The sequence below is a fragment of the Pseudomonas sp. HC1(2025) genome (assembly GCF_058742075.1).
This window is the reverse complement of sequence record NZ_CP196017.1, coordinates 2,186,012-2,200,237: the sequence shown is the minus strand read 5'-3', so window position 1 is coordinate 2,200,237 and position 14,226 is coordinate 2,186,012. Positions and strand designations below refer to the sequence as shown.

Sequence of the window (14,226 nt, the reverse complement as noted above, 5' to 3'; positions counted from 1 at the left end):
CCGGTTTCAGGCCGGGGTGTTTTTTTGAAACGGTATTAGTACATCAGAACCGCTTGATGTCAGCCTTGGTTTCCAGCTCCTTGCGGAACGCAGCGAAGTCCTGCTGACCGACCCGCGAAGCGAGGAAGCGACGATATTGCTCCTTCTCTTCATCGGTTGGCGCAGCGCCTTCGTTGACGTTGTTCAAGCGCAGGATCATCAAGCTGCCATCCGGCAGGGTCACGTCGGTGAAGGTCGGTTTGTCCTTCGCCGCCGGCTTGGCCATGCGGAACAGCGCTTGCAGCACGGCAGGCTCGACGCCTTCCTGGCCACGGGTAGCAGCTTCGGTGACTTTCCAGGCCTGGCCATCAACCGCCTGGTCCAATGCCAGCTTGCCGTCGCGCAGGTTAGCGATCAGCTCGTCAGCATGGGTCTTCGCCGCAGCGCTTGCACGCTCCTTTGTCAACTGGGCACGGATGGCGGTCGCCACGCTTTCCAGCGGCAGTTGCTCCGGCTTGCGGTGCTCCTTGGCGCGCAGGACCACGATGGTTTCCGGATCCAGCTCGATGGCGGTGCTGTTGGCACCCTCATCCAGCACTTCAGGGCTGAAAGCCGCCTGGATCACAGCACGGTTGGCCGCGATGCCTTCGCCACCTTCACGGCCAAACGGCGCCGAAGTGTGTACGGTCAGCTTCAGGTCCGAAGCTGGCTGGGCCAGGTCGGAGGCTTCGAATGCCGCATCTTCCAGTTGCTTGGTTGCCTCGACGAAGCGCTGTTCTACTTGCTGGGTCTTCAGCTCGCGGGTCAGCTTGTCTTTCAGGCTGGCGAACGAAGGCACTTCTGGCGCTTCAACACCCAGCAGCTTGATCAGGTGCCAGCCGAAGCTGGAACGTACCGGTGCCGAGACCTGGTCCTTGTTCAAGGCGTACAGGGCACTTTCGAACTCAGGATCGTAGACGCCAGGGCCTGCAAAACCCAGGTCGCCGCCGCTGTTGGCCGAACCCGGATCCTGGGAGAACTCCTTGGCCAGGGCCTCGAAGCTTTCGCCCTTGGCCAGGCGCGCCTGGACTTCCTCGATCTTGGCCTTGGCCTGGGCCTCGGTGACCTTGTCGTTGACTTCGATCAGAATGTGCGCGGCACGACGCTGTTCAGCGAGGTTGGCGGTTTCTTTCTCGTACAGGGCCTGCAGCTCATCGTCCTTGACCGCTACCTGGTCAAAGAACGAAGACTTCTTCAGCTCCAGGTAGTCGATGACGACCTGGTCTGGAGTCATGAACTCTTTGGCGTGTTGGTCGTAGTAAGCCTTGACCTCGTCGTCGGTGAGTTTCACGGCTGCCGGGTCGGCCTTGATGCTGACGGTGGCGAAATCACGGGTCTGTTTTTCCAGACGCGCAAAGTTCAGCACTTCCTGGTCGGTGACAAAACCGCTGCCGGCAATGCCTGCGCGCAGTTGGCCGATCAGCATTTCCTGGGTCAGCATCTGCCGGAACTGCATACGGCTGTAGCCCAGTTGACGGATCACCTGGTCGAAGCGTTCAGCGCTGAACTTGCCGTCTTCCTGAAACTCCGGGGTCTGCAGGATCACTTGGTCCAGTGCAGCTTCCGAGAAGGAGAACTTCGAATCGGCCGCGCCTTGCAGCAGTAGCTTGCGATCGATCAGGCCTTTGAGGGCCGCCTCGCGCAGCATTTTTTCATCCAGCAAGGACGCGTCGAAGTCCTTGCCCAGTTGTTGCATCAGCTGCCGACGTTGCATGTCGACGGCCTGGCTCAGCTCGTTTTGAGTGATTTCTTCACCATTGACCTTGGCCGCGTCCTGGCTGTTGGTCGTGGCCTGGAAAATGGCCTCGATACCGGTGAAGGCCATCAATACAACGATGAGCCCGATAATGGTCTTGGCAATCCAGCCTTGTGAATTGTCCCTGATATTCTGCAGCATGCGTCCCCCAGAAACGGTTGAACTTCAAAAATTAGGCAACCGTGGAGCGTGGGTAGAATCCGGATAGAAGAAAGGCGCATCCGAGGATGCGCCTTCTCGTAACTGGCGGAACGGACGGGTGTTGAACCCGCCCCCCGGCGTCGCGACCCAATGGATACTCAGGTCAGTTGCCGCTCCGCTGCCAGGCCAGACCTGCGTCCAGCCCGGATAGGCAAAGGCTTGAACGAAGCTTAGTTGACGGCTTCTTTCAGGGCTTTACCGGCTTTGAAACCTGGTTTCTTGGCAGCAGCGATTTGCAGTGCTTTGCCAGTCTGTGGGTTACGGCCAGTGCGGGCTGGACGATCGGTCACAGAGAAAGTACCGAAACCTACCAGTACCACGGAGTCGCCGGCCTTGAGAGCGCCAGTGACGGATTCGATTACTGCGTCCAGCGCACGGCCAGCAGCGGCTTTCGGGATATCAGCAGATGCGGCGATAGCATCAATCAGTTCCGACTTGTTCACTCTAAGTCCCCTTATATCTATTGAGTATGATTCTAAGTTTTTTGGTGAAAGCAAAAACCAGTGCTGAATGGCCTACAGGCACTTATAAGAGCCGCTTTATAACAAGGGCTCTAAAAAGCTGTCAAGGAAGCCACCAAGCTTAAACGTATTAATGCGTGCTAATTCTTTCCTTAGAGTCAGTCTCGCGTTTTTCGTCCTTCGCGACTATCTCGGGAGCCACATCCGGCAAGGGCTCCGGCGCGTATTGCAGCGCAATTTGCAGGACCTCGTCAATCCATTTAACCGGTTTAATCTGCAGATCCTGCTTAATATTGTCAGGAATTTCCTTCAAGTCGCGAACATTCTCTTCAGGAATGATCACCGTCTTGATACCACCACGGTGTGCAGCCAACAGTTTTTCCTTCAGGCCACCAATGGCCAGTACCTGACCACGCAGGGTGATTTCCCCGGTCATGGCCACATCGGCGCGCACGGGGATGCCGGTCAGGGCCGATACCAGGGCCGTGCACATGCCTACGCCAGCGCTAGGGCCGTCTTTGGGGGTCGCCCCTTCCGGCATATGGATGTGGGTGTCGTGCTTCTCGTGGAAGTCCAGGGGGATCCCCAGGCTGCGGGCGCGGCTGCGCACCACGGTCTGCGCGGCCGTGATGGACTCGACCATCACGTCACCCAGGGAACCGGTCTTGATCAGTTGCCCCTTGCCCGGGATCACCGCGGCCTCGATGGTCAGCAATTCGCCGCCCACCTGGGTCCACGCCAGACCAGTCACCTGCCCGACCTGATCCTGCTGCTCGGCCAGGCCATAGCGGAATTTGCGCACACCCAGGAAGTGCTCCAGCGCATCGGCCGTAACCTTCACGGAGAAGCGTTTCTCCAGGGCATGTTCTTTGACTGCCTTACGGCAGATCTTCGCCAATTGACGCTCAAGGCCCCGTACACCTGCCTCGCGGGTGTAGTAGCGAATGATGTCGCGGATCGACTCGACATCAAATTCGATCTCGCCCTTCTTCAACCCGTTGGCCGCAATCTGCTTGGGCGCGAGGTACTTGACGGCGATATTGATCTTCTCGTCTTCGGTGTAACCCGGCAGACGAATCACCTCCATCCGGTCCAGCAGGGCTGGCGGGATGTTCATCGAGTTGGAGGTGCACAGGAACATTACGTCGGACAGGTCGTAGTCGACTTCCAGGTAATGGTCGTTGAAATTGTGGTTCTGCTCGGGGTCGAGCACTTCGAGCAAGGCTGATGCAGGATCGCCCCGCATGTCGCTGCCCATTTTGTCGATTTCATCGAGCAGGAACAGCGGATTGCGCACGCCAACCTTTGTCATCTTTTGAATCAATCTTCCCGGCATCGAACCGATGTAAGTCCGGCGATGTCCACGGATTTCCGCTTCATCACGCACGCCACCGAGGGCCATGCGCACGAATTTTCGGTTGGTGGCGTTGGCAATCGACTCGGCCAGCGAGGTTTTACCCACGCCCGGAGGACCGACCAGGCACAACACCGGGCCACGAATCTTCTTCACGCGCTTTTGCACGGCGAGGTATTCGAGGATGCGTTCCTTGACCTCTTCCAGGCCGTAGTGATCGGCGTCGAGGATATCTTCGGCACGCGCCAGGTCCAGGCGCACCTTGGTCTGGGCTTTCCACGGCACCTGCACCAGCCAGTCGATGTAGGAGCGAACCACGGTGGCTTCGGCCGACATCGGCGACATTTGCTTGAGTTTGTTCAACTCGGCGGTGGCTTTGGTCAACGCATCTTTTGGCAGGCCTGCGGCATCGATGCGCTTTTTCAGCTCTTCGATTTCGTTGTGACCTTCCTCGCTGTCGCCGAGCTCTTTCTGAATGGCCTTCATCTGCTCATTCAGGTAGTACTCGCGCTGGCTGCGCTCCATCTGCTTCTTGACGCGACCGCGAATGCGCTTCTCGACCTGCAGCAGATCGATCTCGGCATCCAGCAGGGCCAGGACGTGCTCGACCCGGGTCGACAGGTCGATGATTTCGAGGATGTCTTGCTTCTGCTCGATCTTCAGCGCCATGTGCGCGGCCATGGTGTCGACCAGGCGGCTTGGCTCATCAATGCTGTTGAGGGAGGACAGGACTTCAGCCGGGACTTTCTTGCCCAGTTGCACGTATTGCTCGAACTGGGACAGCAGGCTGCGTACAAACACTTCGGATTCGCGCTCAGGCGCATCGACTTCGTCGATCAACGCCACTTCTGCACGCAGGTGGCCATCCACCTCCATGAAGCGCTCGACCGCACCGCGCTGCTCACCCTCGACCAGCACCTTGACGGTGCCATCCGGCAGCTTGAGCAATTGCAGAACGGTGGCAATGGTGCCGACGCGATACAGGGCGTCTTCGCCTGGATCGTCGTCAGCCGGATTTCTCTGGGCCAACAGCAGGATCTGCTTGTCGCCCGTCATCGCGGCCTCGAGGGCTTCGATAGACTTCTCGCGCCCCACGAACAGCGGGATAACCATGTGCGGATACACAACCACATCACGCAATGGCAAGAGAGGCAATTCAATGGTTGTCTTCATGATTTCGCCTCTATGACAGATGAAAGTAAGCTTGAAACAAAGATGGGGGCTGCGTGTAAAAAAAACAAGCTCAATGCTGGCAGTTACACACAGTAAAAATCCCTATGAAAAACAAAGGGGCCCCTAGAGGCCCCTTGTTTGTACCGAAACTGCGAAACGCTTACGCGTCTGGCGCAGCCTTGGCAGCCGGCTCACTGTTTTCGTAGATATACAGTGGCTTGGACTTACCTTCTATAACGCTTTCGTCGATCACCACTTTACTCACCTCGGACTGCGAGGGGATTTCGTACATGGTGTCGAGCAGTACGCCTTCGAGAATCGAGCGCAGGCCACGTGCGCCAGTCTTGCGCTCCAGTGCCCGCTTGGCCACCGATTTGAGCGCATCGGCACGGAACTCGAGGTCTACACCTTCCATTTCGAACAGCTTGGCGTATTGCTTGGTCAGGGCGTTTTTCGGCTCGGTGAGGATCTGAATCAGAGCAGCCTCGTCCAGTTCGTCCAGCGTAGCCAGGACCGGCAGACGGCCAACGAATTCCGGGATCAGACCGAACTTGACCAGATCGTCAGGCTCGACTTCACGCAGGGACTCGCCCACCTTCTTGCCTTCTTCCTTGCTGCGCACTTCTGCACTGAAACCGATGCCGCCACGGGTGGAACGGTTTTGAATAACCTTTTCCAGGCCGGAGAACGCACCGCCACAGATAAACAGGATGTTACGCGTATCAACCTGCAGGAATTCCTGCTGCGGGTGCTTGCGGCCACCTTGGGGCGGTACGGAAGCGACCGTGCCTTCAATCAACTTCAGCAAGGCTTGCTGCACGCCTTCACCGGAAACATCCCGGGTGATCGACGGGTTGTCGGACTTGCGCGAAATCTTGTCGATTTCATCGATATAGACAATACCCATCTGGGCCTTTTCTACGTCGTAGTCGCACTTCTGCAGCAGTTTCTGAATGATGTTCTCGACATCTTCACCCACGTAGCCAGCCTCGGTGAGGGTGGTGGCGTCGGCGATGGTGAACGGAACGTTCAGCAGGCGAGCGAGGGTTTCTGCAAGCAGGGTTTTACCCGAGCCTGTAGGACCGATCAGCAGGATGTTGCTCTTGCCGAGTTCGACCTCGTCACCTTTCTTGTCACGCTGGTTCAAGCGCTTGTAGTGGTTGTACACCGCTACGGCCAGAACCTTCTTTGCACGCTCTTGACCAATCACGTACTGATCAAGGATGCCGCTGATTTCTTTAGGCGAAGGCAATTTATGCGCGCTGCTTTCGGCCTGTGCCTCCTGCACCTCCTCACGGATGATGTCATTGCACAGGTCGACGCACTCGTCGCAGATAAAGACCGAGGGGCCGGCAATCAATTTGCGCACTTCATGCTGGCTTTTGCCACAGAAGGAGCAATAGAGCAGCTTGCCGTTGTCCTCGCCGTTGCGGGTGTCAGTCATTCGTTCGATCCAAATCCGATAGGCTTGCAACACAAGATGAAGGCTTATGCGGGCTTTTTCAAGCCCGCCGGTGGTCGGACATGCCGACCAGCCCTATTTTGAGCGGCTTATATTAAGCGGGGCGCTTGTCGATCACGGCGTCGATCAGCCCGTATTCACGCGCGGCTTCGGCACTCATGAAGTTGTCGCGGTTGGTATCGCGCTCGATTTCTTCCAGGGTGTGCCCGCTGTGCTTGGCCATCAGCGTATTGAGACGCTCACGGATAAACAGGATTTCCTTGGCGTGGATTTCGATGTCCGACGCCTGGCCCTGGAAACCGCCCAGTGGCTGGTGAATCATCACGCGCGAGTTAGGCAGGCAGAAACGCTTGCCTTCAGCACCTGCGGTCAGCAGGAATGCACCCATGCTGCAGGCCTGGCCAATGCACGTGGTGGATACGTTCGGCTTGATGAACTGCATGGTGTCGTAGATCGACATGCCCGCCGTCACCGAACCGCCTGGAGAGTTGATGTAGAGATGGATGTCCTTGTCCGGGTTTTCCGCTTCAAGGAACAGCAGTTGCGCACAGATCAGGTTGGCCATGTAGTCCTCTACCGGACCAACCAGAAAGATCACTCGTTCCTTGAGCAGGCGCGAGTAGATGTCGTAGGCGCGTTCGCCACGAGCAGATTGCTCGACAACCATCGGGACCAGGCCGCCTGCGGCCTGGATATCAGAGTTCTGCTGAATATACGAATTACGGAACATGCTCTGCAGTTACTCCCAAATAGTCATGTCTTGAATACGCATAAGCCAGCGCGAGGCTGGCTTATGGGTGTATTTTCAAACGAGTTGGACAATCAGTCGGCTTGTGCTGCTTCTGCCGGCTTGACTGCTTCTTCGTAAGAGACCGCTTTGTCGGTCACCTTAGCCTTCTGCAGAACAGTATCCACAACTTGTTCTTCCAGCACAACCGAACGGACTTCGTTCAACTGCTGGTCATTCTTGTAGTACCAAGCCACGACCTGCTCAGGCTCCTGGTAGGCCGAAGCCATTTCCTGGATCATTTCGCGAACGCGGTCTTCGTCAGGCTTGAGGTCGAACTGCTTGACCACTTCAGCCACGATCAGGCCCAGCACGACGCGGCGCTTGGCTTGCTCTTCGAACAGCTCGGCCGGCAGTTGGTCAGGCTTGATGTTGCCACCAAACTGCTGAACAGCTTGTACGCGCAGGCGGTCCACTTCGTTGGACAGCAGAGCCTTAGGCACTTCGATCGGGTTGGCGGCCAGCAGACCGTCCATGACCTGGTTCTTGACCTTGGACTTGATGGCCTGGCGCAGCTCACGCTCCATGTTCTTGCGAACTTCGGCGCGGAAACCTTCGATACCGGTTTCCTTGATGCCGAACTGGGCGAAGAACTCTTCGTTCAGTTCTGGCAGCTTAGGCTCGGAAACACTGTTGACAGTCACGGTGAACTCGGCGGCTTTGCCAGCCAGATCCAGGTTCTGGTAGTCAGCAGGGAAAGTCAGGTTCAGAACACGCTCTTCACCGGCTTTAGCGCCAACCAGACCGTCTTCAAAACCCGGGATCATGCGATTGGAGCCCAGTACCAACTGGGTGCCTTTGGCCGAGCCGCCAGCGAAGACTTCGCCGTCAACCTTGCCTACGAAATCGATGTTCAGTTGGTCTTCGTTCTGGGCAGCGCGATCGGCCACTTCAAAACGGGTGTTCTGCTTGCGCAGGATTTCCAGCATGTTGTCCAGGTCGGCATCAGCCACTTCGGCGCTCAGGCGCTCGATTTCGATACCTTCGAAGCCAGCGACGGTGAACTCTGGGAACACTTCGAATACGGCAACGTATTCCAGGTCCTTGCCAGCTTCCAAGGACTTAGGCTCGATGGAAGGCGAACCAGCCGGGTTCAGCTTTTGCTCGACAACAGCTTCGTAGAAGGAAGCCTGGATCACGTCACCTACGGCATCTTGACGCGCGTCAGCACCAAAGCGGCGCTTGATTTCGCTCATCGGCACTTTGCCTGGACGGAAACCAGCGATCTTGGCCTTCTGGGCAGTCTGCTGCAGACGCTTGTTGACCGCAGTCTCGATGCGCTCTGCCGGCACGGTGATGCTCATGCGGCGCTCGATAGCAGTAGTATTTTCAACAGAAACTTGCATGGATATTCCTCGTTGCACAGACGTTAGCCGGCCGTTTCCGACCCAAGAATCAAGGGCATGCATTCTAGTGGGTCAAACTCAAGAAGTCACCCTACTGAAAACGGGTTAAAAAACAGCAGGCATTTTACAGGTACGAATGCACGAATGCTCCTCGCCCCAGTGACAAATACAGCCAATCACGCCAGGGCTCTGTACCAACCCTTCTATATATAGAAGAAGCTGCCAACCATCTCCCTGGCTGCCAACCTTGCGCACAAGGCCGGCGGGTAGTACGGCATCATCGAGAAACAAAAATACGACGAAGCGCCCACCCCTGCGACCCAGAACCTGCAGTCGCCGAATACGTAAACCGCTAAAACAAAAAAGGCGCCAGACTGTTAAATCTGGCGCCTTTCGGAATATGGGGTGGACGAAGGGGATCGAACCCTCGACAACGGGAGTCACAATCCCGTGCTCTACCAACTGAGCTACGCCCACCATATTGCGTGACAAAGAAGCCAATCGCCTTCTCTGTTAAGCACCAACCCAGCCCATGGCAAGGGTGACGCTGTATTTGGTGCGGATGAAGAGACTCGAACTCTTACGCCTCGCGGCGCTGGAACCTAAATCCAGTGTGTCTACCAATTCCACCACATCCGCGGCTTGAAGCTTTTAAAACAAAGGCGCCAGACCGTTAAATCTGGCGCCTTTTGAAATATGGGGTGGACGAAGGGGATCGAACCCTCGACAACGGGAGTCACAATCCCGTGCTCTACCAACTGAGCTACGCCCACCATCTTGCGCTACTTGTGCCAAAGCTGCCTAATGGCGCACCCGGCAGGACTCGAACCTGCGACCATCCGCTTAGAAGGCGGATGCTCTATCCAGCTGAGCTACGGGCGCCTGATTAATCTGTACTCTTGGAGGACTACAAACTAAATGCTTCCAGCCTCACCCAATAAAACCACTATTGCGCTCGACCTTCTTAACCAGTGCTAGGCTGTGCCCGACAAGTGCGACGAATAGTATAGACGCCCCCAGGGGCCGTCAAATCTTTTTTGAAAAAAATTCATTTTATTTAAGGGGTTAGGGGAATTTGCAGACCAAGCGCCTTTGCCCTCACGTCCTGGCGTGCGAGAATGCGCGCACTTTTCCTCCCCCTCTCGATGGTTAATCACGCGTAATGACTGCACAACTTATCGACGGCAAATCAATCGCCGCCAGCCTGCGCCAGCAGATCGCCAAACGTGTCGCCGAACGTCGCAAGCTTGGCCTGCGCACGCCGGGGCTCGCGGTGATCCTGGTCGGCAGCGATCCTGCCTCCCAGGTTTATGTCTCGCACAAGCGTAAAGACTGTGAAGAGGTCGGCTTTGTTTCCAAGGCCTACGACTTGCCTTCCGACACCACCCAACAGGCGCTGACCGACCTGATCGACGGCCTCAACGACGATCCGAACATCGACGGCATCCTGCTGCAATTGCCGCTGCCGGAGCATCTGGATGCCTCCCTGCTGCTGGAGCGCATCCGCCCCGACAAAGACGTCGACGGTTTCCATCCTTATAACGTCGGTCGCCTGGCCCAGCGTATCCCCCTGCTACGCCCCTGCACGCCAAAAGGCATCATGACCCTGCTGGAAAGCACCGGCGTGGACCTGTATGGGCTGGATGCGGTAGTCGTTGGCGCTTCCAACATTGTTGGCCGCCCGATGGCCATGGAACTGCTGCTGGCCGGCTGCACCGTGACCGTCACCCACCGCTTCACCAAGGACCTGGCAGGCCACGTCGGCCGTGCCGACCTGGTAGTGGTCGCCGCCGGCAAGCCGGGCCTGGTCAAGGGCGAGTGGATCAAGGAAGGCGCCATCGTCATCGACGTCGGCATCAACCGCCAGGAAGACGGCAAGCTGGTGGGCGACGTAGTGTATGAAACCGCCCTGCCCCGTGCCGGCTGGATTACTCCGGTGCCGGGTGGCGTAGGCCCGATGACCCGTGCGTGCCTTCTGGAAAACACCCTGTACGCGGCCGAAACGCTGCACAGCTAATAACCCGCCGCACTAAAGAAGCCCTGCCTTATGGCGGGGCTTTTTATTGCCCGCAAAAAAAGTCGTTTTTTCTTTGTTTTTAAGAGCTTTCGTCTGGTTTTAGAAGAACATTCGACAGTTTCTGGCCCATACTAATAATATGTAACGTCATTTTTCATAAAGCCGGTCGCACCCGGTATTTTTCTATCTTTTAGCGAGTCCATCCGCGTGAATATTCGTCTCTCTCTCGTCAGCCTGTTCTTCGCATTCGCAGGCACTGTCGCCAACGCCAGTGAAACCACCCTGGCCCCACGGGATACCTCGCAGCTGCATATCGCTTCGGGTAGCGCGATGCTGGTGGATTTGCAAACCAACAAGGTGATCTACGCCAGCAACCCCGACGTAGTCGTGCCGATTGCTTCCGTCACCAAATTGATGACCGGCATGGTGGTGCTGGACGCCAAGCAGAACATGGACGAGTACATCTCCATCAACATCAGCGACACCCCGGAAATGAAAGGCGTGTTCTCACGGGTCAAGCTCAACAGCGAGATGCCGCGCAAGGAGATGTTGCTGATCACCCTGATGTCCTCGGAAAACCGTGCCGCTGCCAGCCTGGCCCACCACTATCCGGGCGGTTATGCAGCATTTATTGCCGCGATGAACGCCAAGGCCAAGGCCCTGGGCATGAACAGCACGCGCTATGTCGAGCCCACCGGCCTGTCGATCCATAACGTGTCCACCGCCCGCGACTTGAGCAAGCTGGTGCAAGCCGCGCACAAATACCCGCTGCTCACGCAACTGAGCACCACCAAGGAAAAAACCGTGTCGTTCCGCAAGCCCAGCTACACCCTGGGCTTTTCCAATACCGATCACCTGGTCAACCGGGCCAACTGGGATATCAAGCTGACCAAGACCGGCTTCACCAACCAGGCCGGCCACTGCCTGGTGCTGGTGACGAGCATGGGCAATCGTCCGGTATCGCTGGTGATCCTCGATGCTTTCGGCAAGTTCACGCACTTTGCCGATGCCAGCCGCATCCGCAAGTGGATTGAAACCGGCAAGAGTGGCTCGGTGCCGGACGTGGCCCTGCAATACAAGGCCGACAAGAATCTCAAGGCCCGCCAGACCGGGGTCGCCCAGTCCCATTGATACACGATTGGCAGGTACAAAAAACGGCGCCCTCGGGCGCCGTTTGCTTTATGGCTGCTTCGGTCTTTCGGCCATCACCTTGAGTGCCTGGGCTGCCGCCTGCTCCTGGCCGGCCTGGGCGGTTGCGTTAGCGGCCTGCTGCCACCGCCCCGCATCCAGATTGGCCGGCAACTGGCTTGGGCGCTGGACCAGCACCGCCCACTGCCCGGCGCTGTTCCAGGCGGACTCGAAGTCGCTGAACGCCACCGGGCGTCGCCGGTCCCTTGCGACTCGCAGCAATACCGTACTGTTCTGCTGGTTAAAGCCCACCAGTACCGCATAACGCGGCTCGGCCCAGAGTGTCGAGCCCTCGGTGATGCGCACCATCACCGGATACCCCGCCGCCACCTGCGCCAACAGCGCGGTTAGCTTGGCATCCAGCGGATACACCAGCATCCCGTACTCACGCGCCAGTATCTGCATATTGCGCTCAAGGTCCGCTTCCCCACCCGGCAGGTGCAATGGCTTATCCAGCAAGCCCGGTGTAATCACAATGCCTTGTTGCGACAGCATGCTGGCCAAGGCGGCTGGGCCACCCTGGTAGGTGTCGCCACGAAACGCCGGCACACCGTTGAGCTCTACACGTTCGGGCAGACCGTGGATTTTCGAGGGGGTGGGATGCCCGGCACACGCGGCCAATCCGAGGACGCAGGCAGCCACCAGCGAGGATTTTTTGAGACTCGACCGTAAACGCAACTTCTTCACTCTCTTGATCATCTGCGGGCTGGGGCGTTGATCATAGGGCGCTCTTGGACGCCGGTATAGCCTTGGGCAGCAGTAAAAAGCCCGGGATAGAGCAAACAAGTTGGACGGACACGACCATTGGTCAATAGCACGCAACCGGGAGGCAGCTAGACTGTCCATTGCAAAGACAGTGTGTGCCCTGCACAGGGCAAAAGGAGGCACTCATGAGCCTGACAACCACGATTTTCCTGCTGGTGCTTGGCTGGCTGGCCGTCGCCGGCGCCATGTTGTGGGGGGTATTGCGCGTGACCCGCCGGCATCATCATCCACAGCCCAAGGCCGCGACACGCGCCAAGGCCCATAAGCCTGTCGCCCATCACGCCTGATAAATAATGTAGGAGCCGGCTTGCCGGCTCCTACAGGTTCAGGCCACCCGCTTGTTGGCCACGGCCGCCGAAGCCGCCACCATCGCCCGCAGCAATACCGCGCACCCCGCCGCCAGGTCATCCGGCGCCGCGTTTTCGATCTCGTTATGGCTGATCCCGCCCTCACACGGCACGAATATCATCCCCGCCGGCCCCAATTCGGCAACGAAGATCGCGTCGTGCCCGGCGCCACTGACAATATCCATGTTCGACAGGCCCAGGCCATTGGCCGCCTCACGTACAGCATCGACACACCCCTTGTCGAAATACAGCGGTGGAAAATCGGCGGTAGGCACCATTTCGAAGGTCAGGCCGTGCTTGGCGCAGGTGTCGTCGATCACCTGGCGCACCTGGGCAATCATCGAGTCCAGGCGTGCCGGCTCCAGGTGGCGGAAGTCCAGGGTCATGCGCACCTCGCCAGGGATCACATTGCGCGAGCCCGGGTAGGCTTGCAGGCAACCCACGGTGCCACAGGCATGGGGCTGATGGCCGAGGGCTGCTGCGTTTACCGCAGCCACCACTGCCGAAGCACCGACCAGGGCGTCCTTGCGCAGGTGCATCGGCGTCGGCCCAGCGTGGGCCTCGACCCCACGCAGGGTCAGGTCGAACCATTTCTGGCCGAGCGCCCCCAGCACCACGCCGATGGTTTTGCGCTCATCTTCAAGGATCGGGCCTTGCTCGATATGGGCTTCAAAATAAGCCCCTACCTTGTGCCCACTGACCGGTCGGGTGCCCGCATAGCCAATCGCATTCAGCGCATCGCCCACCGTGACGCCCTCGGCATCGGTTTTGGCCAGGGTGTCTGCCAGGGTGAATTTCTCGGCAAACACCCCGGAGCCCATCATGCATGGCGGGAAGCGCGAGCCTTCTTCGTTGGTCCACACCACCACTTCCAGCGGCGCCTCGGTTTCGATCTGCAGGTCATTGAGCGTGCGCAACACCTCCACTCCCGCCAATACACCGAAGCAGCCGTCGAACTTGCCGCCAGTCGGCTGGGTGTCGATATGGCTGCCGGTCATCACCGGCGCCAGCGCCGGGTTGCGCCCAGGGCGACGAGCAAAGATATTGCCCACACCATCGACGGTCACGGTGCAACCCGCATCCTCGCACCATTGCACAAACAGATCGCGAGCCTGGCGATCCAGGTCGGTCAGGGCCAGTCGACACACACCGCCCTTGGGGGTAGCGCCAAGCTTGGCGAGGTCCATCAACGACTGCCACAGGCGGTCGCGGTTGATGTGCTGATGGGTCGATTGTAGAACGTCGATGGCAGCGTTCATGGGGATCTCCTCGGGCAATATTTCTTATGATTGACGCGGTCCAACTGTGGGATCGGGCTTGCTCGCGAAGGCGGTGTATCAGTCAATATATC

General features: G+C 58.1%; 11 protein-coding genes and 4 tRNA genes. 3 read left to right on the top strand and 12 right to left on the bottom strand.

From position 1 onward, the window contains the following. Nucleotides 1-43: 43 nt before the first annotated feature. The 10 genes from ACSSVH_RS09875 to ACSSVH_RS09830 all read right to left on the bottom strand — a co-directional run bounded on the left by ACSSVH_RS09875 (nucleotide 44) and on the right by ACSSVH_RS09830 (nucleotide 9,440). Nucleotides 44-1,915 (bottom strand): SurA N-terminal domain-containing protein, encoded by a 1,872-nt coding sequence (locus ACSSVH_RS09875; RefSeq protein ID WP_170057933.1) that lies wholly within the window; start codon nucleotides 1,913-1,915, stop codon nucleotides 44-46. A gap of 230 nt (nucleotides 1,916-2,145) precedes the next feature. Further along, nucleotides 2,146-2,418, bottom strand: a complete 273-nt coding sequence (locus tag ACSSVH_RS09870; protein WP_003174819.1) for an HU family DNA-binding protein — start codon at nucleotides 2,416-2,418, stop codon at nucleotides 2,146-2,148. 148 nt (nucleotides 2,419-2,566) lie between these two features. Continuing rightward, a complete protein-coding gene (gene lon / locus ACSSVH_RS09865) occupies nucleotides 2,567-4,963 on the bottom strand; it encodes an endopeptidase La (protein ID WP_169954402.1) in 2,397 nt (798 codons plus the stop codon). 160 nt (nucleotides 4,964-5,123) lie between these two features. Beyond that, nucleotides 5,124-6,407, bottom strand: coding sequence for an ATP-dependent Clp protease ATP-binding subunit ClpX (gene clpX / locus ACSSVH_RS09860; RefSeq protein WP_029298419.1), 1,284 nt, complete (start codon nucleotides 6,405-6,407; stop codon nucleotides 5,124-5,126). Nucleotides 6,408-6,519: 112 nt separating this feature from the next. Continuing rightward, nucleotides 6,520-7,155 carry an ATP-dependent Clp endopeptidase proteolytic subunit ClpP gene (gene clpP / locus ACSSVH_RS09855; protein WP_029298421.1) on the bottom strand — a complete coding sequence of 212 codons (636 nt, stop codon included), beginning with the start codon at nucleotides 7,153-7,155 and terminating at the stop codon, nucleotides 6,520-6,522. A gap of 92 nt (nucleotides 7,156-7,247) precedes the next feature. Then, nucleotides 7,248-8,558, bottom strand: a complete 1,311-nt coding sequence (gene tig, locus ACSSVH_RS09850; protein WP_029298423.1) for a trigger factor — start codon at nucleotides 8,556-8,558, stop codon at nucleotides 7,248-7,250. A gap of 401 nt (nucleotides 8,559-8,959) precedes the next feature. After that, nucleotides 8,960-9,035: transfer RNA gene (locus ACSSVH_RS09845), tRNA-His, on the bottom strand. Between the two features lie 77 nt (nucleotides 9,036-9,112). Continuing rightward, nucleotides 9,113-9,197: transfer RNA gene (locus tag ACSSVH_RS09840), tRNA-Leu, on the bottom strand. A gap of 58 nt (nucleotides 9,198-9,255) precedes the next feature. Beyond that, nucleotides 9,256-9,331, bottom strand: a tRNA-His gene (locus ACSSVH_RS09835). 32 nt (nucleotides 9,332-9,363) lie between these two features. Beyond that, nucleotides 9,364-9,440, bottom strand: a tRNA-Arg gene (locus ACSSVH_RS09830). A gap of 280 nt (nucleotides 9,441-9,720) precedes the next feature. Here ACSSVH_RS09830 and folD point away from each other — a divergent pair. Next, complete coding sequence (gene folD, locus ACSSVH_RS09825; RefSeq protein ID WP_169954403.1) at nucleotides 9,721-10,575, top strand: bifunctional methylenetetrahydrofolate dehydrogenase/methenyltetrahydrofolate cyclohydrolase FolD; 855 nt, start codon at nucleotides 9,721-9,723, stop codon at nucleotides 10,573-10,575. 207 nt (nucleotides 10,576-10,782) lie between these two features. Continuing rightward, the gene (pbpG, locus tag ACSSVH_RS09820) at nucleotides 10,783-11,706 is read left to right on the top strand and encodes a D-alanyl-D-alanine endopeptidase (protein WP_169954404.1); all 924 of its coding nucleotides are present in this window, start codon (nucleotides 10,783-10,785) and stop codon (nucleotides 11,704-11,706) included. Nucleotides 11,707-11,754: 48 nt separating this feature from the next. On the opposite strand, the gene ACSSVH_RS09815 is transcribed toward pbpG, so the two are convergent. Then, entirely contained in the window at nucleotides 11,755-12,441 is a 687-nt protein-coding gene (locus ACSSVH_RS09815; RefSeq protein WP_169954430.1) for a peptidase C39 family protein, read from the bottom strand. Nucleotides 12,442-12,653: 212 nt separating this feature from the next. Between ACSSVH_RS09815 and ACSSVH_RS09810 the strand changes: the two genes are divergently transcribed. Continuing rightward, a complete protein-coding gene (locus tag ACSSVH_RS09810) occupies nucleotides 12,654-12,815 on the top strand; it encodes a hypothetical protein (RefSeq protein WP_169954405.1) in 162 nt (53 codons plus the stop codon). A 38-nt stretch (nucleotides 12,816-12,853) separates the two neighbouring features. Here ACSSVH_RS09810 and ACSSVH_RS09805 read toward each other — a convergent pair whose 3' ends face one another. Beyond that, a complete protein-coding gene (locus tag ACSSVH_RS09805; RefSeq protein WP_169954406.1) occupies nucleotides 12,854-14,134 on the bottom strand; it encodes a Zn-dependent hydrolase in 1,281 nt (426 codons plus the stop codon). Between the last annotated feature and the right edge of the window lie 92 nt (nucleotides 14,135-14,226).

Coding starts and splice junctions, on each gene's coding strand:
- ACSSVH_RS09875 (WP_170057933.1), bottom strand. CDS start 1,915: ATGCTGCAGAATATCAGGGACAATTCACAAGGCTGGATTGCCAAGACC.
- lon (WP_169954402.1), bottom strand. CDS start 4,963: ATGAAGACAACCATTGAATTGCCTCTCTTGCCATTGCGTGATGTGGTT.
- clpX (WP_029298419.1), bottom strand. CDS start 6,407: ATGACTGACACCCGCAACGGCGAGGACAACGGCAAGCTGCTCTATTGC.
- clpP (WP_029298421.1), bottom strand. CDS start 7,155: ATGTTCCGTAATTCGTATATTCAGCAGAACTCTGATATCCAGGCCGCA.
- tig (WP_029298423.1), bottom strand. CDS start 8,558: ATGCAAGTTTCTGTTGAAAATACTACTGCTATCGAGCGCCGCATGAGC.
- folD (WP_169954403.1), top strand. CDS start 9,721: ATGACTGCACAACTTATCGACGGCAAATCAATCGCCGCCAGCCTGCGC.
- ACSSVH_RS09810 (WP_169954405.1), top strand. CDS start 12,654: ATGAGCCTGACAACCACGATTTTCCTGCTGGTGCTTGGCTGGCTGGCC.
- ACSSVH_RS09805 (WP_169954406.1), bottom strand. CDS start 14,134: ATGAACGCTGCCATCGACGTTCTACAATCGACCCATCAGCACATCAAC.